The organism is Variovorax sp. 3319 (assembly GCF_031456585.1).
GTDB lineage: Bacteria > Pseudomonadota > Gammaproteobacteria > Burkholderiales > Burkholderiaceae_C > Variovorax > Variovorax paradoxus_P.
Genome location: NZ_JAVDUZ010000014.1, coordinates 139,999 through 157,794 on the forward strand (window position 1 = coordinate 139,999; position 17,796 = coordinate 157,794).

At 66.3% G+C, this 17,796-nt stretch carries 19 protein-coding genes; 15 read left to right on the forward strand and 4 right to left on the reverse strand.

Annotated elements, in window-relative coordinates:
• Positions 1 to 21 precede the first annotated feature (21 nt).
• Both J2X67_RS25135 and J2X67_RS25140 read left to right on the forward strand, forming a co-directional pair.
• A complete protein-coding gene (locus tag J2X67_RS25135; protein WP_309957582.1) occupies positions 22 to 750 on the forward strand; it encodes a response regulator transcription factor in 729 nt (242 codons plus the stop codon).
• Positions 747 to 2,270, forward strand: a complete 1,524-nt coding sequence (locus J2X67_RS25140; RefSeq protein WP_309957583.1) for a HAMP domain-containing sensor histidine kinase — start codon at positions 747 to 749, stop codon at positions 2,268 to 2,270. Before J2X67_RS25135 ends, J2X67_RS25140 begins: the two co-directional genes overlap by 4 nt.
• Positions 2,271 to 2,328: 58 nt before the next feature.
• On the opposite strand, the gene J2X67_RS25145 is transcribed toward J2X67_RS25140, so the two are convergent.
• Together J2X67_RS25145 and J2X67_RS25150 are read right to left on the reverse strand one after the other, a co-directional pair.
• Entirely contained in the window at positions 2,329 to 3,834 is a 1,506-nt protein-coding gene (locus tag J2X67_RS25145; protein ID WP_309957584.1) for an alpha/beta hydrolase, read from the reverse strand.
• 199 nt (positions 3,835 to 4,033) lie between these two features.
• Positions 4,034 to 4,933 (reverse strand): transglutaminase family protein, encoded by a 900-nt coding sequence (locus J2X67_RS25150; protein WP_258506031.1) that lies wholly within the window; start codon positions 4,931 to 4,933, stop codon positions 4,034 to 4,036.
• Positions 4,934 to 5,046: 113 nt separating this feature from the next.
• Between J2X67_RS25150 and J2X67_RS25155 the strand changes: the two genes are divergently transcribed.
• Positions 5,047 to 5,382 (forward strand): antibiotic biosynthesis monooxygenase, encoded by a 336-nt coding sequence (locus J2X67_RS25155; protein ID WP_309957585.1) that lies wholly within the window; start codon positions 5,047 to 5,049, stop codon positions 5,380 to 5,382.
• Here J2X67_RS25155 and mnmC read toward each other — a convergent pair.
• Both mnmC and J2X67_RS25165 read right to left on the reverse strand, forming a co-directional pair.
• The gene (mnmC, locus tag J2X67_RS25160; protein WP_309957586.1) at positions 5,379 to 7,220 is read right to left on the reverse strand and encodes an FAD-dependent 5-carboxymethylaminomethyl-2-thiouridine(34) oxidoreductase MnmC; all 1,842 of its coding nucleotides are present in this window, start codon (positions 7,218 to 7,220) and stop codon (positions 5,379 to 5,381) included. The two genes, J2X67_RS25155 and mnmC, sit on opposite strands and share 4 nt — an antisense overlap.
• Before the next feature lie 7 nt (positions 7,221 to 7,227).
• Positions 7,228 to 7,500: an oxidative damage protection protein gene (locus J2X67_RS25165; protein WP_070060844.1), complete on the reverse strand. Its 273-nt coding sequence runs from the start codon at positions 7,498 to 7,500 to the stop codon at positions 7,228 to 7,230.
• A gap of 137 nt (positions 7,501 to 7,637) precedes the next feature.
• Here J2X67_RS25165 and J2X67_RS25170 point away from each other — a divergent pair, with 137 nt between their 5' ends.
• The 12 genes from J2X67_RS25170 to J2X67_RS25225 form a co-directional block, all read left to right on the forward strand.
• Positions 7,638 to 8,663 (forward strand): sulfate ABC transporter substrate-binding protein, encoded by a 1,026-nt coding sequence (locus tag J2X67_RS25170; protein ID WP_274708806.1) that lies wholly within the window; start codon positions 7,638 to 7,640, stop codon positions 8,661 to 8,663.
• 21 nt (positions 8,664 to 8,684) lie between these two features.
• Positions 8,685 to 9,269, forward strand: coding sequence for an NADPH-dependent FMN reductase (gene ssuE / locus J2X67_RS25175; RefSeq protein ID WP_309957587.1), 585 nt, complete (start codon positions 8,685 to 8,687; stop codon positions 9,267 to 9,269).
• Between the two features lie 100 nt (positions 9,270 to 9,369).
• Positions 9,370 to 9,504, forward strand: coding sequence for a hypothetical protein (locus J2X67_RS25180; RefSeq protein ID WP_309957588.1), 135 nt, complete (start codon positions 9,370 to 9,372; stop codon positions 9,502 to 9,504).
• Positions 9,505 to 9,538: 34 nt separating this feature from the next.
• Positions 9,539 to 10,495: a sulfonate ABC transporter substrate-binding protein gene (locus J2X67_RS25185; RefSeq protein ID WP_309957589.1), complete on the forward strand. Its 957-nt coding sequence runs from the start codon at positions 9,539 to 9,541 to the stop codon at positions 10,493 to 10,495.
• A gap of 183 nt (positions 10,496 to 10,678) precedes the next feature.
• Positions 10,679 to 11,848, forward strand: a complete 1,170-nt coding sequence (ssuD, locus tag J2X67_RS25190) for an FMNH2-dependent alkanesulfonate monooxygenase (protein ID WP_309957590.1) — start codon at positions 10,679 to 10,681, stop codon at positions 11,846 to 11,848.
• Positions 11,849 to 11,856: 8 nt separating this feature from the next.
• Positions 11,857 to 12,705, forward strand: a complete 849-nt coding sequence (ssuC, locus tag J2X67_RS25195) for an aliphatic sulfonate ABC transporter permease SsuC (RefSeq protein WP_309957591.1) — start codon at positions 11,857 to 11,859, stop codon at positions 12,703 to 12,705.
• Positions 12,706 to 12,716: 11 nt separating this feature from the next.
• Complete coding sequence (locus tag J2X67_RS25200; RefSeq protein ID WP_309957592.1) at positions 12,717 to 13,706, forward strand: aliphatic sulfonate ABC transporter substrate-binding protein; 990 nt, start codon at positions 12,717 to 12,719, stop codon at positions 13,704 to 13,706.
• The gene (locus tag J2X67_RS25205; protein ID WP_309957593.1) at positions 13,703 to 14,533 is read left to right on the forward strand and encodes an ATP-binding cassette domain-containing protein; all 831 of its coding nucleotides are present in this window, start codon (positions 13,703 to 13,705) and stop codon (positions 14,531 to 14,533) included. Before J2X67_RS25200 ends, J2X67_RS25205 begins: the two co-directional genes overlap by 4 nt.
• A 34-nt stretch (positions 14,534 to 14,567) precedes the next feature.
• Positions 14,568 to 15,857 carry an aminotransferase class I/II-fold pyridoxal phosphate-dependent enzyme gene (locus tag J2X67_RS25210; RefSeq protein WP_309957594.1) on the forward strand — a complete coding sequence of 430 codons (1,290 nt, stop codon included), beginning with the start codon at positions 14,568 to 14,570 and terminating at the stop codon, positions 15,855 to 15,857.
• A 65-nt stretch (positions 15,858 to 15,922) separates the two neighbouring features.
• Positions 15,923 to 16,138, forward strand: coding sequence for a molybdopterin-binding protein (locus J2X67_RS25215; protein WP_007829250.1), 216 nt, complete (start codon positions 15,923 to 15,925; stop codon positions 16,136 to 16,138).
• Positions 16,139 to 16,278: 140 nt separating this feature from the next.
• Positions 16,279 to 17,193, forward strand: a complete 915-nt coding sequence (gene epsC, locus J2X67_RS25220; protein ID WP_309957595.1) for a serine O-acetyltransferase EpsC — start codon at positions 16,279 to 16,281, stop codon at positions 17,191 to 17,193.
• A 96-nt stretch (positions 17,194 to 17,289) separates the two neighbouring features.
• Positions 17,290 to 17,796: tryptophan 7-halogenase (locus J2X67_RS25225; RefSeq protein WP_309957596.1), on the forward strand; the 507-nt coding region annotated here is incomplete at its 3' end.

Genomic DNA, 17,796 nt, shown 5'->3' on the forward strand with positions numbered 1-17,796 from the left:
GTTGGCGGGACAATCGGCGCCATGGATACCGCCAAACGCGTGCTGATCGTCGAGGACGACGCCCACATCGCCGAGCTTCTGCGCATGCACCTGCGCGACGAAGGCTACGAGGTCAGCCACGCAGCCGACGGCCACGCCGGCCTGCGCGAACTGGAGCGCGCCCAATGGGACGCGCTGGTGCTCGACCTGATGCTGCCCGGGGTGGACGGCCTCGAGATCTGCCGCAGGGCCCGCGCCATGGCGCGCTACACGCCGATCATCATCATCAGTGCGCGGTCGAGCGAAGTGCACCGCATATTGGGGCTGGAGCTGGGCGCCGACGACTACCTGGCCAAGCCTTTTTCGGTGCTGGAGCTTGTGGCTCGCGTCAAGGCGCTGCTGCGGCGCACCGATGCGCTGGCGCGCAATGCGCGCATGGAGTCGGGCAGCCTCACGCTGGGCAATCTCGACATCGACCCGCTGGCACGAGAAGTGCGCGTCGATGCCAGGCTCATCGAGCTCACGCCGCGCGAGTTCGATCTGCTGTACTTCTTTGCGCGCAATCCCGGCAAGGTGTTTTCGCGGCTCGACCTGCTCAATCAGGTTTGGGGCTACCAGCACGACGGCTACGAGCACACGGTCAACACCCACATCAACCGGCTGCGCACCAAGGTAGAGGCCGATCCCGCCGAGCCGCGACGCATCCTGACAGTCTGGGGCCGAGGCTACAAGCTCTTGCCCTCCGGGGCTGGCGAGGAGGGGAGCGCATGAGGGCGCGGGCCGCCTGGGCCACGCTCTCGCGCCGCCTCTCGATGGTGTTCGCGGTGCTGCTGCTGGCCTGCTGCGGCGCCTCGGCCTGGCTGCAGGTGCGCGCGAGCGGGTTGCACGGGCAGGAAGTGGTGCAGCGCCTGTCGAGCGGGCTGGCGGCGCACATTGCCGGCAACTCCGAGTTGATGCGCCCCGGCGGGCTCAACCAGGACGCGGTGAAGGATCTGTTCGACAAGCTGATGGCGGTCAACCCCAGCGTGGAGGTCTACCTCTTGGGGCTGGACGGCCGCATCGAGGCACAGGCTGCGCCGCCCGGGCACCTGAAGCGCGACCGCGTCGCGCTCGAGCCGATCCGCAAGCTCCTGTCGGGCGCTGCGCTTCCCATTGTGGGAGACGATCCGCGCAGCGCGAGCGCAGCCAAGGTTTTCAGCGCCGCGCCACTCAAGATGGGTGGACGGGATGCGGGCTATGTCTACGTGGTGCTGCAAGGTGAAGACTACGACGCGCTGGCGGCCAGGCTCGCAACCGACAGCCTCCTGCGCACCACGCTCTGGTCGATGGCGCTGGTGGCGCTGCTCGGGCTCATTGCAGGCCTGGCGGCCTTCCGGCTCATCACGCGGCCGCTGCGCGAGTTGACCCGCGCCGTGAAGCGCTTCGAGACCGAGGGTGTCGCTTCGCTGGAGACCGAGGGCCTGGCCCCGAATGGGAGCGAGGCGGCCACGCTGGAGCGGCTCTCGCGCGGCGGCGACGAGATCGCACTGCTGGGCCAGGCCTTCACGCAGATGACGCAACGCATTGCCGAGCAATGGCGCGAGCTCACGCTGCAAGACCAGCAGCGCCGCGAGCTCTTCGCAAACATCTCTCATGATCTGCGCACGCCGCTCACGTCGCTGCACGGGTATCTTGAAACCCTGCTGCTCAAGGCCGGAACGCTCAGCGAAGAAGAGCGCCGGCGCTATCTTGAAATAGCGCTCGGCCAAAGCCGCAAGGTGGGCCGGCTCGCACAAGAGCTGTTCGAACTGGCGCGGCTCGAATACGGCGTGGTCAAGCCCGAGAAGGAGAACTTCGCGCTGGCCGATCTGGTGCAGGACGTGTTCCAGAAGTTCGAACTCGCGGCCGAAGCCCGCCAGCAGCAGCTCAGGCCCGACATTGCGCCGGGCCTGCCGGTGGTGTCGGCCGACCTCGGAATGATCGAGCGCGTGCTGACCAACCTGCTGGACAACGCCATCCGCCACACGCCAGCCGGCGGCCGGATCGAGGTTCAGCTGCGGCCTGCCAGCTCGGGCGTAGCGGTGCAGGTAAGCGACACGGGGCCGGGCATTCCGGGCGAGTTGCAGAAAGGGCTCTTCGTTCGCCCGGTGTTCATGAGCGGCGCGCGCAGCGATGGCTCCGGCAGCGGCGGGCTGGGCCTGGTGATCGTGCAGCGCATCCTGCAGCTGCACGGCAGCGACATCAGGCTCGTGCAGCAGCCCGACAAGGGCGCGGTGTTCCGCTTTCAGCTGGGCGGGGCTGCGGGCGCCTGAAGCGCCCGAGCCTTCGGGCCCGACGTGCCGGTTCGGCAGTTCGGGCCCGGGGCGCGCCTCAGGGCGGGCAGGGGCGCGCCGCCGCCGCACCCGGACGCGTTGCCTGGCTGGTGCTGCTTTCGTCCACCGTGCCGAGCGGGCGGGTAAACGTGCAGCCATAGGCCGGGTCTGCCACCGTGGCCGCGGTAATCACATCGTCGCCCGCCGGCTTCACGCCGTCGCGCTCCCACTTGACCATCGCGTCGAAGGCTTCGACCTGCTCGGCAATCGTGAAGTCGCAATGCGATATGCCGCGCACCGCGCGCTGCACAAGCCAGGCGCTGTTGCCCTTGGCTGCAACACGCTGGTTGTAGATCTGTTCCATGCTGAAGGGCACGTACAGGTCGCCCAGCGTGTGCAGCGTAACCACCGGAATCTTGAATTCGCCGTTGGCCTTGGGAATCCAGCGCAGGCCGTCGGTGCGCAGGCGGTTGGCGTCGGCCGCAGCGGTGAGCTTTAGCACCGATGCGTTCAGCGCGGTCGTTCCCGGCACATCGCCATCGATCGTGTAGGTAAAGCGGTTGGTGTCGAGCGTGCTCCTGTTCAAGATGCCGTTGACCGTGCCGTCGCTGCCGAACACGCCCCACACCGCGGCGAATGAACCGCCCTGCGTAAAGCCCAGGTCGAACATGGGCCGCTCGCCGCCGGTGAGGTTCTTCACCACCGATCCGAACTTCAGGCCAGTGGCCGTGGGCGTACCCGGAAACGCCGTATACAGCGTGCCCGTGACCTGTGTCCTGATGTCCAGCCAGTTGACGGTGGGGTACTTGGGCAGCCCGGCAAGAGCCTGGGCGGCGACCTGCGCGCCTGCAAAGTAGTCGAACAGCTCGGTGTCGCCGACCACGCCGCACATTGGCACCGCGCCGTTGTACTTCACCTTGTGGTTGGCGGTGGCATAGGCCTCGTCCTCGATGGCTGCCGCCGTGATGTGGCCGCCCATCGAGTGGCCGGTAATGTAGATTTTTGAAGGCGCCGCGAGCTCGCGGCCGTTGGCCTTGGCAATGGCGTTGAACTGCAGGGCCAGCGCGTTGGTGTCTTCCACGCCGGCGCGCACGTCGTAAAAGTTCTTGCTGTAGCTCGATGCGGCCCACGCGTAGCCGTTCTGGATGAGGTAGCGGCGAATCGACGGATCGTTCACCTTCAGCAGGTTGACGTCACCGGCGTATCCGTGCGCGTACATCACGAGCTTGCCGTTCCAGTTGGCTGGCACCTCGACGTGGTACTGCGCGCCGCCGAGCATGCCGGCCCAGCGGCTGGTGGTGGCGTTGTCGACGGTGTCGCCGGCAGCCGCGGCGAGCGCCGCAAAGGTGGTGGCCGAAGCATCGGCGGGCGCGAATGAATTGCGGCTGTCTTGCAGGCGCGTCTCTTCGGGCGGCGGCGGGGGCGGCGGAGGAGGGGGCGGCGCGGGTGCCGGAGCCGGCGGCAGCGGGGTGAACGCAAAGCCGCCCCCACCGCCACCACCGCCGCAGGATGCGACGGCAAGGCTGGCTGCAAGGGCAAGGAGTGTCAGGCGCGCGGAATGCATGGGATGTCTCTCTCCGTTCTTGTGGCGTTGGGAAGAAGAAGCCAGGCGCAGCGCTGCATGGCCAGGCCGTAGAGAACGACCGTGCTATTTCGCTGGACCGGCGGCGCAGCGTAGGGGCGTTGCGGGGCGCAACGGTCCGGGGTTTCCCGTAGCTGCTATCTCGTACGCGACACCAGTGCCATGCCGGTGCACAGAGGCGTCACTCTTTGCGGCGCGTAACCACCACCGTGGCCTCCAGCCCGTCGTAGGCTTCGGCGTCGCCATACCAACTGCCGGAGATTGGCGCGGCCTGCGCCGGGTCTCGCGTGACGCCGACGCGAATCAACTGGCCGCTGCCCATGAGGTTGTTGGTCGGATCGAACGCCAGCCAGCCGACGCCCGGCAGGTAGGCCTGCAGCCAGGCGTGCGTGGTGCCGGCGCCTGTCATCGATTCACCGGGCGACTGGGCTGCGCGGTCGAGCGCCGCGTCGTAGATGTAGCCCGAGACAAAACGGGTGGCAATGCCCAGGCGGCGCGTGGCTTCCATCATCAGCAGCGCGTAGTCGCGGCAACTGCCGCTGCCGAGCGCCAGCGTCTGGAGCGGCGTTTGCGTTCCTTCTTCGTCGCGCGCCTTGTATTCGAGGCTCTGGCCGATGTGCGCGTTCATGCGCGTGAGCACTTCGCGCGTGCTGTTGGGCTTGTCGGTGTGCAGGAACTGGTGAGCCCAGCGGATGAGCGTTCCGTTTGCATCGTCGTCGTGGTGCGGCCGCAGATAGTGCTCCAGGTCGAGACGCTCCTGCACCGAATACGCAAAGGGCAAGAACTCGGCGGCCGGGTCGAGCGCTAGCTGGTCTTGCTGCGCCGGCACATGCTCGATGGTGAAGGAGCACACGATTCGCAGCTCGGTGGCCTCGCCCATGGGTTGCACCAGCGCAACCGAGTTCGAATGCGGGTCCTGGATGAGCCGCGTGAACGATTGCGGGCTCACCTGCAGGTCGGTGGCAAGCACCCGCAGGTCGTGGCTGTCGCGGGGCCGAAACATGACGCGGTGCAGCCCGAAGGTCACCGGTTTCTTGTAGCGGTAGACGGTGGTGTGCGTAATGTCGTACTGAATGGCCATGCGGTGCATTCTCACGTGTCGGCGGGGCCAGCGGGGGCTTTCCGTTGGCTTGCCGCAGCCCTGTGCCGCAGAATCGGCGCCCGCCCGGCCTTCATCACCTGCATTGACGCTCCATGTATTCCGCCACCTTCATCTTTGCCAAGAAGCAGTTCGACGACGAATTCCATCGCCTCGACCAGACCATTGCGGCGGTCGCCAAGTCGCTGCCCGGTTACCTGGGCGAGGAGACGTGGGAGAACACGGGCAACGGGCTGGTGTCGAACGTCTACTACTGGGATTCGCTCGACGCGCTGCAGGCGCTGATCCGGCATCCGGTGCACCAGCAAGCCAAGGCGGCGCAGGCCAACTGGCTCGACGGCTACAAGGTCGTGATTTCCGAAGTGGTGCGCATCTACGGCGACAGCAAGATCGACCACATGCTGGCGCCGGTCGGCAACGCGGGCGCTTAGAGCGCGGCTCTGGCAGTGCCGAGGGCCTTGGCCAGGTTGGCGGGCAGCGGCAGCGGCTCACCATGCCAATGCGCAGCCAGCAGCTCGGCGCAAAGCGCCGCAAAGCTGAGGCCGCGCGAACCCAGCGCTGTGCAGGCCCACAGGCCCGCATCGCCCACCGGGCCGACCAGCGGGCGCCGATCGGCGGAGGCGCAACGAATGCCCACCCAAGCTTGGGCTCCGCCGCTCTCGAAAGCCGGTGCAAGTGCTGCCGCGGCGCCCGGGTGCAGGCGCTTCAGGCGCGCCTGGTTTGCCTCGGTGTCGTTTGCCTGAGCCGCCACGTCAGTGCTGTCGCGGTCGAAGGTGGCGCCGGCAAGCCAGAGCAGGGCGTCTTCGTCTGTGGGTACATGGGCGATCAGATGGCCGTCGCCGTTGAGTGGCGTGGCCGGCAATGCAAGGTCTTCCGCCATGCGGCCCCACGCGACCTGGCCGCGCACGGGTTGCAACGGAAGCGTTGGTGCGAAGCGGCCCGATTCGTAGCCCGCTGCAACAACCACCCGGTCGGCTTCGGCCAGCAACCGGCCAGCGGCATCCAGCAATTGCCAGCCGGCCGCGCCATGCACCAACCGTGAGACGGCAGCGCCGCCGCGAAACTCGATGCCCGGCTCTCGCAGCCACGCTTCGATCAACCTGGAGGGTCGCACCCAGCCGGCGCGCGCATGCCAGAGCGCGGGCGCATCGACGGACAAACCGGCACCCGACAGCTGCGCAGCGCTCGCGGGCCACGACTCGTTCGGGCCGTTTTCGCTCCATCCCGCAGGCACGCGGGTGTCGCCTTCGGGCCTGCGCTCCAGCACGCCGCCGGCATGCCAGTCGCGGCCTTCTTCCAGCAGGCGCTCCAACTCCAACCAGGTGGCGCGAATGCCTGCACGCGTGAGCCGCGAGAGCAGGGCGTCGTCGGGCGACACATGCGGCGCCAGCACGCCCACCAGCAGACCCGAAGCGCCGGCGGCGGGCCGCTCGGCCGCGTCGAGCACCGTGACTTGCCACCCGCGACGCGCAAGGCTGGCGGCGACCGCCGCACCGGCCAACCCGGCACCGATCACCGCGCAGCGGCCCGGCGTTTCGACATGCCCGGGCGCCGGGCCGCGGCGGCGGACCGTCCAGGCGGGGGCGAACACGCCGGCCAGGCAGTCGCGCCCGGGCGTCAGGCCTGGCCGCATTTCGAGCTGGAAACCGTTCTGCGAAAGCGCATCGCCCACCGCTCGGTCATACGCCCCGGCCGCGATACGGGTGCTCTGGCGGGCAAAGCGCGACACGGCCTTGAGCGTGTCGGGCGACCACATGGCGGGGTTCCGCTCGGGGCTGAAGCCGTCGAGAAAGACACTGTCGGCCTCGAACCGCTGCGCGCGCAGCATCGGATGCACGTCGCCGATGCACAGCGTGAGCATCACGCGGCCTGCGTCAAAGGCCAGCCGGTGAAAGCCGGGCAGCAGCCCCTGCCACTGCGCGGCAAGCTCATTGGCCAGCGGCATCAGTTCGGGGTAAGTCCCGGCGGCGCGCAACAGGTCTTCAGGCCCGACGGGGTGCGCCTCGATCGAGACGAAGTGCAGCAGGCGCGGCCGGTTCGCATCCGCACGCCATGCCTGCCAAGTTGTCAGAAAGTGAAGGCCCAGCCCGAAGCCGGTTTCGAGAATCAGCCATTTCGGCCGGCCCGACCACGCCTCGGGCAGCCCGCATCCGCCCAGAAACACGTGGCGAGCCTGCGCCAGTGCTCCGGTTTCGGGGTGGTAGATGTCGCCGAAGCGCTCGCTGTACGGCACGCCGTCGGCGCGCCAGGCGACGGGCTCGGCGGCCAAGGCGGTCTTAGTTCGAGGGGGGAACGTAGCCCTGGGCCACGTCGGCGCCCTCGCCGAAGAAGTGCTTTTCCATTTGGCGGGCCAGGTATTGGCGGGCCCGCAAATCGGCCAGATTCAGCCGGTTTTCATTGACCAGCATCGTCTGCTGCTTGAGCCAGGCGGCCCAGGCTTCCTTGCTGACGTTCTCCCAAAGGCGCTTGCCCAGATCTCCGGGATAGGGCGGGAAGTCGAGCCCTTCGGCCTCTTTGCCGAGCTTGATGCACTGAACCATGCGTGCCATTTTTGATTGCCTCTGGTGGGGAAAGCGGTTGCTTAGTTGATTTTGCTATTTAGAACTGAGAACTCGGTCGTTCCAGATTCCATATGTCGTATTCAGAATACGTAGCTTCATTGATATGCCTTTTTGAGTAAGACACCATGAGCCTTCGCCGCGACTTTATCAAGCTTTCCCTGGGTGCCGGCGTGGCCGGTGCCATGGCCCTGACAGCGTTGCCGTCGTTTGCGCAAGGCGCCGGGCCCGTGACGCTGCTCAACGTGTCCTACGACCCGACGCGCGAGCTGTATGTCGACTACAACCGCGCCTTTGCCAAATACTGGAAGGCCAAAACCGGCCAGGACGTAACCATCAAGCAGTCGCACGGCGGCTCGGGCAAGCAGGCCCGTTCGATCATCGACGGCATCGACGCCGACGTGGCCACGCTGGCGCTCGGCGGCGACATCGACGCGCTGGTTACCCACGGCGGTGTCGTCAAGGAAGGCTGGCAGAAGCGCCTGCCGCAAAACTCGGCGCCGTATACGTCCACCATCGTGTTCCTGGTGAAAAAGGGCAACCCCAAGGGCCTGAAAGACTGGAGCGATCTGGTGAAGCCGGGCGTGCAGGTGATCACGCCCAACCCCAAGACCTCCGGCGGCGCCCGCTGGAACTACCTGGCCGCGTGGGAATTTGCCAAGCGCAAGTACGGCAGCGACGCCAAGGCCAAGGAATTCATCGGCAGCCTGTTCAAGAACGTGCCCGTGCTGGACACCGGCGCGCGCGGCTCGACCATTACCTTTGTTCAGCGCGGCGTGGGCGACGTGCTGCTGGCCTGGGAGAACGAGGCGTTCCTGGCGCTGAAGGAGTTCGGCACCGACAAGTTCGAGATCGTGGTGCCTTCGATTTCCATCCTGGCCGAGCCCACGGTGGCGGTCGTCGACAAGGTGGTCGACAAGAAGGGCACGCGTGCCGTGGCCGAGGAATACCTTAAGTACCTGTACTCGGATGAGGGCCAGGACATTGCGGGCCGCAACTTCTACCGCCCGACCTCTGAAAAGGCCAAGGCCAAGTACGACAAGCAGTTTCCCAAGCTCACGCTGGTCTCCATCGACGAAGCGTTTGGCGGATGGGCCAAGGCTGACAAGGCGCACTTTGCCGACGGCGGCTCGTTCGACCAGATCTACAAGTAATACAAACAAGGAAAGCCGCTCGTGTCCGTTCTCCTGATTGCTGGCAGCCCCTCGGCGCCGTCGCGCTCCACCGCCTTGCTCGAGGCCGTGGGCGAGCGGCTTGCCGGCCGCAATGCGCGCATCGAGCGGTTCGCAATTCGCGATCTGCCCGCAGAGGCGCTGCTGCTGGCCGACTGGAACCATCCGGCCATCGAGCGCGCCATTGCGCAGGTGGCGCAAGCACGCGTGGTCGTGGTGGCCACGCCGGTCTACAAGGCGGCTTATAGCGGCGTGCTGAAGGTCTTTCTCGACCTGCTCGCGCAGAACGCGCTCAAGGGCAAGACGGTGCTGCCGCTGGCCACCGGCGGCAGTCCGCATCACATGCTTGCGCTCGACTACGCATTGCGGCCGGTGCTTCATGCGCTTTCGGCGCGCCACATTCTTCCGGGTGTCTACGCAACCGATTCGCAGATCACGCTGACGCCCGAGAACGCCTACCAGGTGCACGGCGACCTTGCCGAGCGGCTCAACGAGGCTGTCGAGGTGCTCGCCATCGAAGGGCTGAAGCTGCCCGCCACGCACGGTTTCGAGCCGGTGCCGTTCTCACGGGTGCGATGTAGCGTCTGACGGGCCCCCCGTCGATCCGGCCTTCAGCCGGCCCCATCTCCGTCCCCCTTTTTTCGCCCACAAGCGGCGAGGGGACAGCTTTGCCCAAAGGAACCCACACGTGAACCCCGTTGCCACCGAAGACTCCGCGCTCGATACGCCGCCCCGTTCCATCTGGCACGCGTTGCGAGACCTCGCCATTAGCACTGTCGTCGTCACCGCCGTTGCGCTCATCGTCGGCTTCATCTCGGCCTGAGGCCGGTGCTCCCCGCATTCGAAAGAACAACTTCATGACTTCGATCTTGATTCCGCGCCGCCGCCTGCTGCAGGGGGTCGCCGCCGCTGTCGCGCTGCCTTCGTTCGGCGCACTTGCACAAACGCCTGCGCGCCAGCTTCGCATCGGCAAGCAGAAGGGCTTGCTCAGCATTCTCAAGGGCCGCGGCACGCTCGAAAAGCGGCTTGCGCCTCTCGGCGTGTCGCTCAAGTGGACCGAGTTCACCGCCGGCCCTGTGCAGCTCGAAGCGCTGAATGTCGGCTCCATCGACTTTGGCGACGTGGGGGAGGCGCCGCCCATCTTTGCGCAGGCCGCAGGCGCGCCGCTGGCGTATGTGGCCGCCACGCTGCAGCGCCCGCAGTCGGAAGCGGTGCTGGTGCCCAAAGGCTCTGCCGTCAAGTCTGTGGCCGACCTGAAGGGAAAGAAGATCGCGCTCAACAAGGGCTCGAACGTTCACTACTTCATCGTCAAGCTGGCCGAGAAGCACGGCCTTGCGTACAGCGACCTGAACCTTGTCTACCTGCCGCCGGCCGACGCGCGCGCCGCATTCGAAAAGGGCTCGGTCGACGCATGGGTGATCTGGGACCCGTTCCTTGCCGCCGCCGAAAAGTCGCTCGAAGCGCGCGTGCTGGCCGATGCGACCGGCGTGGTGGGCAACCGCTCGTACTACTTCTCGTCACTCGACTATGCGGCGAAGAACGCCGACGTGCTGGCCATCGTGACTGAGGAAATCGGCAAGATCGACGCCTGGGGCACCGCCAACAAGAGCGATCTTGCCGCCGAGCTGGCCGCCCTCTGGGGCCTGCCGAAGCCGGTGGCCGACCTCACGGTGGCACGCGCGGTCTACGGAACCGGCCCCATCACCAAGGCGATTCTTGCCGAGCAGCAAAAGATCGCCGACACCTTCTTCGACCTGAAGCTGATTCCAAAGCGAATCAACGTGCTCGAGGCCGCGCCAGCGGGCATTGCGTGACGCGCGAAACCCCTTGCAACCGCGCTGCCTGCGTGCTGGCAACCACCAGGCGCGCATGGGGCATTCCGGAGCCGAAGGCCCGCCGCGCGTGTTCCCCGTTGCCTCGCCTGCGGCTCGCGCCGCCTCGCGTGCGCGGTTTTTTCTTTGCCATCTGACCCCCGGCCCAACCGACGGAAAGAAGACATGCAGATATTCTGGTTCTTACCCACCCATGGCGACAGCCGCTATCTCGGCACCACCGAGGGCGCGCGCCAGGTCGACCTGGCCTACCTTCAGCAGATTGCCGGCGCCGCCGACAACCTGGGCTATGAAGGCGTGCTCATCCCGACAGGCCGCTCGTGCGAAGACCCTTGGGTAATCGCATCGAGCCTGATCGGCGCGACGAAGAAGCTGAAGTTCCTGGTTGCGGTGCGGCCCGGCCTGCACCAGCCCAGCCTGGCTGCGCGCATGGCCGCGACCTTCGATCGGTTGTCGGGCGGTCGCGTGCTGGTGAACCTGGTCACCGGCGGGGACCAGGCCGAGCTCGAAGGCGACGGCGTCTACCTGGACCATGCGGCCCGCTACGAGCAATCGGCCGAGTTCATCCGCATCTGGCGCGAGATTCTTGCGCGCAGCCACGACGGCCAGTCTTTCGACTACGAAGGGCAGCACCTGAGCGTGAAGGGTGCGAAGCTGCTGTTTCCGCCGGTGCAAAAGCCTTATCCGCCGGTGTGGTTCGGCGGTTCATCGGGCGCTGCGCACGAACTCGCGGCCGAGCAGGTCGATGCCTATCTCACGTGGGGCGAGCCGCCCGCCGAGGTGGGCAAGAAAATTGCCGACGTGCGCAACCGTGCCGCGCGCAAGGGCCGCAAGGTCGAGTTCGGCATTCGGCTGCACGTGATCGTGCGCGAAACTGAAGAAGCCGCCTGGAAGGCCGCCGACGAGCTGATCAGCCGTGTGGACGACGACACCGTGATCCGCGCCCAGGCCGCCTTTGCGCGCATGGATTCGGAAGGGCAGCGCCGCATGGCTGCGCTGCATGCGGGCGGTGCCAAGCGCTCGCGTGCAGACCTCGAAATTTCGCCCAACCTCTGGGCCGGCGTGGGCCTTGTGCGCGGCGGCGCGGGCACCGCGCTGGTGGGTGATGCGAAGACCGTGGCGGCGCGCATCGAGGAATACGCGGCGCTCGGCCTGGACAAGTTCATTCTGTCGGGCTACCCGCATCTCGAAGAGGCCTACCGCTTCGCAGAGCTGGTGTTTCCGCTGCTTTCGCGCAGGGCGCAAACGCGGCTCGCGGGCGGCTCGCTGAGCGGGCCTTTCGGCGAAGTCGTCGCCAATCTCGATGCGCCTTCGCGCCTCGCCTCCCAAAGCTAAGGACCGTCATGACCGAACAAGTGCAGGAACTCCCGGCGCTCGCGCCTGCCAGAGAAAGCGCTCCCGGGGCGCTCAAGGCCTTTTGCGCCAACGTTGCGGGCCGGCTGGTGCCGTGGCTCGTGCCGGTGGGGCTCATCGTCTTCTGGCAGATCGCTTCATCCCTGGGATGGCTTTCCACCCGGGTGCTCCCGGCGCCGGTGGACGTGGTCAAGGCGGCCTGGAGCCTGGCGGTTTCGGGCGAGCTCTGGACGCACGTCAAGGTGAGCGCAGGCCGTGCGCTCGCGGGCCTGGCCATTGGCGGGGGAACGGGACTGGTGCTGGGCCTTCTGACAGGCTCGGTGAAGTTCTTCGAGACACTGCTCGATTCGACCATCCAGATGGTGCGCAACATTCCGGCGCTGGCGCTCATTCCGCTCGTCATCCTGTGGTTTGGCATCGACGAGTCGGCCAAGCTGTTTCTCATCTCGGTGTCGGTGTTCTTTCCGATCTACCTGAACACCTTTCACGGCATTCGCAACGTGGATCCGCAGCTGATCGAGATGGGGCGCACCTACGGCCTTTCTCGCTGGCAGCTGTACCGCGAGGTCATCTTGCCGGGCGCGTTGTCTTCCATTCTGGTGGGGCTGCGCTTTTCGCTCGGGCTGATGTGGGTGATCCTCATCGTGGCCGAAACCATTTCGGCGCAGGCAGGCATCGGCTATCTCACCATGAACGCCCGCGAGTTCCTGCAGACCGACATCGTGCTGGTGGGCATCCTGCTGTATGCACTGCTCGGCAAGCTGGCCGACCTGTTCGCACGCGGGCTGGAGCAGTGGTGGCTGCGCTGGCACCCCGGCTACCAGAAGAAGCCGAAGTGAGGGCAGGGCAGATGCACACGCATTCCACAATTTCTCGCCGTACCGTCGTCACCGGACTGGCCGGCCTGGGCGCGCTGGGCGCGGGCGCCGCGCTCGCCCAGGGCACCGCTGCACGGCCCGTGACGGTGCGGCTCGGATATCAGAAGTCTTCTACGCTGATCGCGCTGCTGAAGGTGCAGGGCACGCTCGAAAAGCAACTTGCGTCGCTCAATGCCACGCTGAGCTGGCATGAGTTCACCAGCGGCCTGCCGCTGCTCGAAGCGCTGAACCTCGACAATCTGGACATCAGCGCCGACGTGGCCGACACCGTGCCGGTGTTTGCGCAGGCCGCGGGCGCCGACCTGACCTTCGTCGCGCAAGAGGCGCCTTCGCCCGCGGCGCAGGCCATTGTGGTGCGCGAGGATTCGCCGCTCAAATCGGTGGCCGACCTGAAGGGAAAGAAAATCGGCTTTGCCAAGGCGGCCGGCGCGCACTACCTGCTGATTGCGGCGCTCGAGAAGGCCGGCTTGTCCTTCAGGGACATCGATCCGGCCTACCTGACGCCGGCCGATGGCCGGGCCGCCTTCGAGCGCGGCGCCATCGACGCCTGGGTGGTGTGGGACCCGTTTCTCGCGGCGGCCCAGCGCCAGGCCAAGGTGCGCGTGCTGGCCGACGGCACGGGCATCGCCTCATACCAGCGCTACTACCTTGCAAGCACCAAGTTCGCGAAGGGCCGCCCTGACGTGCTGCGTGTGGTGTACGCCGAACTTGAAAAGACCGGCAACTGGGTCAAGCAGAACCCGAAGGAAGCGGCAGCCCTGCTGTCGCCGGTTTGGGGTCTGGACGCCGCAAAGATCGAACAAGCCAATGCACGCCGCAGCTACGCGGTGCGCCCAGTGCTGGCCGAAGCACTCACCGAGCAGCAGCGCATCGCCGATGCCTTCTTCGCGGAAAAGCTGCTGCCCAGAAAAATCAACGCGCTCGACGTGGCGCTGTTTCAACCGAGCCTTAAATCATCATGAGCGCAGTTCTTGAAGACATACAGCCGACAGCCATTGCCGGCGGCGTGCGCCTGGAGGCGCGCGGCCTGCACAAGCGCTACGGCGATCGCGAGGTGCTGCGCAACACGCAGCTCACCATCGAGCCCGGTCAGTTCATTGCCATCGTGGGCCGCAGCGGTTGCGGCAAGAGCACGCTGCTGCGGCTCATTGCCGGGCTCGAAGAAGCGACGTCTGGCGGGCTTTACACGGACGGCAAGGCCATCGACGGCCTGCATGACGACACCCGCATCATGTTTCAGGAGGCGCGCCTCTTGCCATGGCGCCGCGTGCTCGACAACGTCACGCTGGGCCTGCCGGGCGAAGCCAGGGCGCGCGGCAAGGAGGTGCTCGCGCATGTTGGCCTGGCCGACCGCGAGAACGAATGGCCGGCGCGCCTGTCGGGCGGGCAAAGGCAGCGCGTGTCGCTGGCCAGGGCGCTGGTGCATCACCCGCGCCTTCTGCTGCTCGACGAGCCGCTGGGAGCGCTTGACGCACTGACACGCATCGAGATGCACCGGCTCATCGAGAACCTGTGGCAGCGCCACCGCTTCACGGCCCTGCTGGTCACGCACGACGTGCAGGAAGCCGTGGCGCTTGCCGACCGCGTGATCCTGATCGAGGACGGCCGCATTGCGCTGGACGAAAACATTGCGCTCGCCCGGCCGCGCTCGCAAGGCGACCCGGCCTTTGCCGCCATCGAGAAACGCATTCTCGACCGTGTGCTGCAGAAGGCCGGAGAAGCAGAGCCCGCCGAGACAGACGCCAAGTGGCTGCAGCCGTCGGCGCACACGCTGCGCTGGGCAGTCTGAACCCGCCCGTTCGCAAAAACAGAAAGGCAACGCCATGTCACAAAACTGGAAATTCGAAACCCTGTCGGTGCACGCCGGCTATTCGCCCGAGCCGACCACGCGCGCCGTGGCGCCGCCCATTTACCAGACGGTGGCCTATGCGTTTGACAGCGCCCAGCACGGCGCAGACCTGTTCGACCTGAAGGTGCCGGGCAACATCTACACCCGCATCAACAACCCGACGCAGGACGTGCTCGAACAGCGCGTGGCCGCGCTCGAAGGCGGCATTGCAGCCCTTGCGCTGGCATCGGGCCAGGCGGCCGTTACCTACGCGATCCAGACGATTGCCGAGGCGGGCGACAACATCGTCAGCAGCACGGCGCTGTATGGCGGCACCTACAACCTGTTTGCGCACACGCTGCCTCAATTCGGCATTACCACGCGTTTTGCGGACCACCGCGATCCGAAGAGCTTCGAGAAGCTGTTCGACGAGAAGACCAAGGCGGTGTTCGTCGAATCGCTCGGCAACCCGGCGGGCAACGTGACCGACATCGCGGCCATCGCCGAAATTGCGCATCGCCACGGCGTGCCGCTGATCGTGGACAACACGGTGCCCTCTCCATACCTGAGCCGGCCCATCGAGCACGGCGCGGACATCGTGGTGCATTCGCTCACCAAGTACCTGGGCGGCCACGGCACCAGCATCGGCGGCGCCATCGTCGATTCGGGCAAGTTTCCGTGGGCCGAGCACAAGGAGCGCTTCAGGCGCCTGAACGAGCCCGACGTGAGCTACCACGGGGTGGTCTACACCGAGGCACTGGGCCCGGCCGCCTATATTGGCCGCGCCCGCGTGGTGCCGCTGCGCAACACGGGAGCCGCCATTTCGCCGTTCAACGCCTTCCTGATCCTGCAGGGCATCGAGACGCTGGCGCTGCGCATGGACCGCATCAGCAGCAACGCGCTTGCCGTGGCGCAGCACCTCAAGACGCACAAGGCAGTCAACTGGGTCAACTATGCGGCGCTCGAAGACCACCCCGACCACGCGCTGGCCAGGAAGTACTTCGGCGGCAAGTCGAGCGGCGTGCTGACCTTCGGCATTGGAAGCGGCCGCGAGGGCGGAGCAAAGTTTCTCGATGCGCTGAAGCTCTTCACGCGGCTCGTGAACATCGGCGACGTGCGCTCCCTGGCCACGCACCCGGCCTCGACCACGCACCGGCAGCTTTCGCCCGAAGAGCTGGCGCGAGCCGGCGTCACGGAAGACACCGTGCGCCTGTCGGTGGGCATCGAGCACATCGACGACCTGCTGGCCGACCTCGACCAGGCCTTGTCCGCCGCGGCCGGCTGACCGCATCGCCTTGGTTCATTCACCCACCCGAATCATTCGTTCAACCTGAAAGAGAAAGAAACACCATGTCCATTCAAGCCATCAACGTACGCAATCAGTTCAAGGGCAAGGTCCGCGAGATCATCCGCGGCGACGTCGTCTCCGAAGTCGACGTCGAAACCGCCTGGGGTATCGTGACCTCGGTCATCACCACGCGCTCGGTCGACGAACTGCAGCTCAAGGTGGGTTCCGACGTGGTCGCGCTGGTCAAGTCGACGGAGGTTTCGATCGCGAAGCTCTGACGGACCCTCGGGCTTGCGACACCCGGCGCCGTCCTGGCGCCGGGTTTTTTTTCAGGTTGCCGCGTCACCGGGTTTTCAGTTCTTGGCACAAGCGCCGGGGGCTTCTACAGTGTGGCTACACATGTCCCGGAGAAAGCAAGATGGTCAATTTTGATGTGAGCGACATCGTTCGGGCGCTGCACGGTGCGCGCAACGAATGGCGCGACTCGCAGCGCCGTTCGCGCGAGCCCGGTGCACGCGAATTTCCGTCGCGCGATGCGCTTGCGCAGATCGTGGAATCGCTCAAGGGGGCGCTCTTTCCAATGCGGCTTGGCCCGCCTGAACTGCGCCACGAGAGCGAGGATTTCTACGTTGGCCACACGCTGAACACCGCATTGCATTCGCTGCTGGTGCAGGCGCGCCTGGAGCTGAACTTCAATGCCCGCCACGAGCCGCGGCCCGCGAGCGAGATCGACCAGATTGCCACCGGCGCCGTTCGCCAGTTTGCAAGCGCGCTCCCGGGTTTGCGCCGCCTGCTCGACAGCGACGTGCTCGCGGCCTACCAGGGCGACCCCGCCGCGCGCAGTGTCGACGAGGTGCTGCTTTGCTACCCGGGCGTGCTGGCCATGATTCACCACCGGCTCGCGCACGAGCTCTACAAGCTCGACCTGCCGCTCCTGGCGCGCATCGTGGCCGAGCTGGCGCATGCGCAAACGGGCATCGACATTCACCCCGGCGCGACGATCGACGCGGGCTTTTTCATGGACCACGGCACGGGCGTCGTCATTGGCGAAACGGCTGTCATCGGCAAGCGCGTGAGGCTTTACCAGGCTGTGACACTGGGGGCCAAGCGCTTTCCGACAGATACCGAGGGCAACCTGCAAAAGGGCCTTCCGCGGCATCCGGTGGTGGAGGATGACGTGGTGATCTACGCCGGCGCCACCATCCTGGGGCGAGTCACGCTGGGGAAGGGCGCCGTCATCGGCGGCAACGTGTGGATTACCGACAACGTGCCCGCGGGCGCGAGCGTGACGCAGGCCAGCCTGCAGAACGCACCGAAAACCGGCGCGCCATAGGACTGCCTGGCAGCGCCCATCGCACCATTGCGCGGTGCGGGGCGCAGGCCAGCCGCGCTATGCTTAACGATTGTCAACAATGGCGCCTGTCTTCGCATGTCCTTGCCTCAAGCTACTTCTTCTGCTTCTTCCATGCCGCGGGAGGCCGACGAATCCTGCGACGTACTCGTGATCGGCGGCGGGCCCGCGGGTTCGACGATTTCAGCGTTGCTCGCGCAGCAGGGCCGCAAGGTGGTGCTGCTCGAGAAAGCGCATCACCCGCGCTTTCATATCGGCGAATCGCTGCTGCCGGCCAACGTGGAGCTTTTCGACAAGCTGGGCGTGCGCGACCAGGTCGAGAAAATCGGCATGCCCAAGTTCGGCATCGAGTTTGTCTCGCCGGACCACGAACACCGCAGCTATGTCGATTTTGCGGAGGGCTGGGACAAGTCGCTCGACTCGGCCTGGCAGGTGCGCCGCTCGGAACTCGACGAACTGCTCTTTCGCAATGCCGCCACGCGCGGCGCGGAAACGATCGAGGGCTGCAAGGTGCGCGATGTGGCGTTCGACGCCGATGGCGCCACGGTGCAGGCCGAGATGGACGACGGCGCCAAGCGCAGCTGG

What these genes read in the sequence shown, in the direction of transcription:
- J2X67_RS25140 (WP_309957583.1), top strand. Translation starts at nt 747, where the DNA reads ATGAGGGCGCGGGCCGCCTGGGCCACGCTCTCGCGCCGCCTCTCGATG.
- epsC (WP_309957595.1), top strand. Translation starts at nt 16,279, where the DNA reads ATGGTCAATTTTGATGTGAGCGACATCGTTCGGGCGCTGCACGGTGCG.
- J2X67_RS25215 (WP_007829250.1), top strand. Translation starts at nt 15,923, where the DNA reads ATGTCCATTCAAGCCATCAACGTACGCAATCAGTTCAAGGGCAAGGTC.
- J2X67_RS25165 (WP_070060844.1), bottom strand. Translation starts at nt 7,500, where the DNA reads ATGGCACGCATGGTTCAGTGCATCAAGCTCGGCAAAGAGGCCGAAGGG.
- J2X67_RS25210 (WP_309957594.1), top strand. Translation starts at nt 14,568, where the DNA reads ATGTCACAAAACTGGAAATTCGAAACCCTGTCGGTGCACGCCGGCTAT.
- J2X67_RS25205 (WP_309957593.1), top strand. Translation starts at nt 13,703, where the DNA reads ATGAGCGCAGTTCTTGAAGACATACAGCCGACAGCCATTGCCGGCGGC.
- J2X67_RS25150 (WP_258506031.1), bottom strand. Translation starts at nt 4,933, where the DNA reads ATGGCCATTCAGTACGACATTACGCACACCACCGTCTACCGCTACAAG.
- ssuC (WP_309957591.1), top strand. Translation starts at nt 11,857, where the DNA reads ATGACCGAACAAGTGCAGGAACTCCCGGCGCTCGCGCCTGCCAGAGAA.
- ssuD (WP_309957590.1), top strand. Translation starts at nt 10,679, where the DNA reads ATGCAGATATTCTGGTTCTTACCCACCCATGGCGACAGCCGCTATCTC.
- J2X67_RS25185 (WP_309957589.1), top strand. Translation starts at nt 9,539, where the DNA reads ATGACTTCGATCTTGATTCCGCGCCGCCGCCTGCTGCAGGGGGTCGCC.
- J2X67_RS25145 (WP_309957584.1), bottom strand. Translation starts at nt 3,834, where the DNA reads ATGCATTCCGCGCGCCTGACACTCCTTGCCCTTGCAGCCAGCCTTGCC.
- J2X67_RS25170 (WP_274708806.1), top strand. Translation starts at nt 7,638, where the DNA reads ATGAGCCTTCGCCGCGACTTTATCAAGCTTTCCCTGGGTGCCGGCGTG.
- J2X67_RS25135 (WP_309957582.1), top strand. Translation starts at nt 22, where the DNA reads ATGGATACCGCCAAACGCGTGCTGATCGTCGAGGACGACGCCCACATC.
- J2X67_RS25155 (WP_309957585.1), top strand. Translation starts at nt 5,047, where the DNA reads ATGTATTCCGCCACCTTCATCTTTGCCAAGAAGCAGTTCGACGACGAA.
- J2X67_RS25200 (WP_309957592.1), top strand. Translation starts at nt 12,717, where the DNA reads ATGCACACGCATTCCACAATTTCTCGCCGTACCGTCGTCACCGGACTG.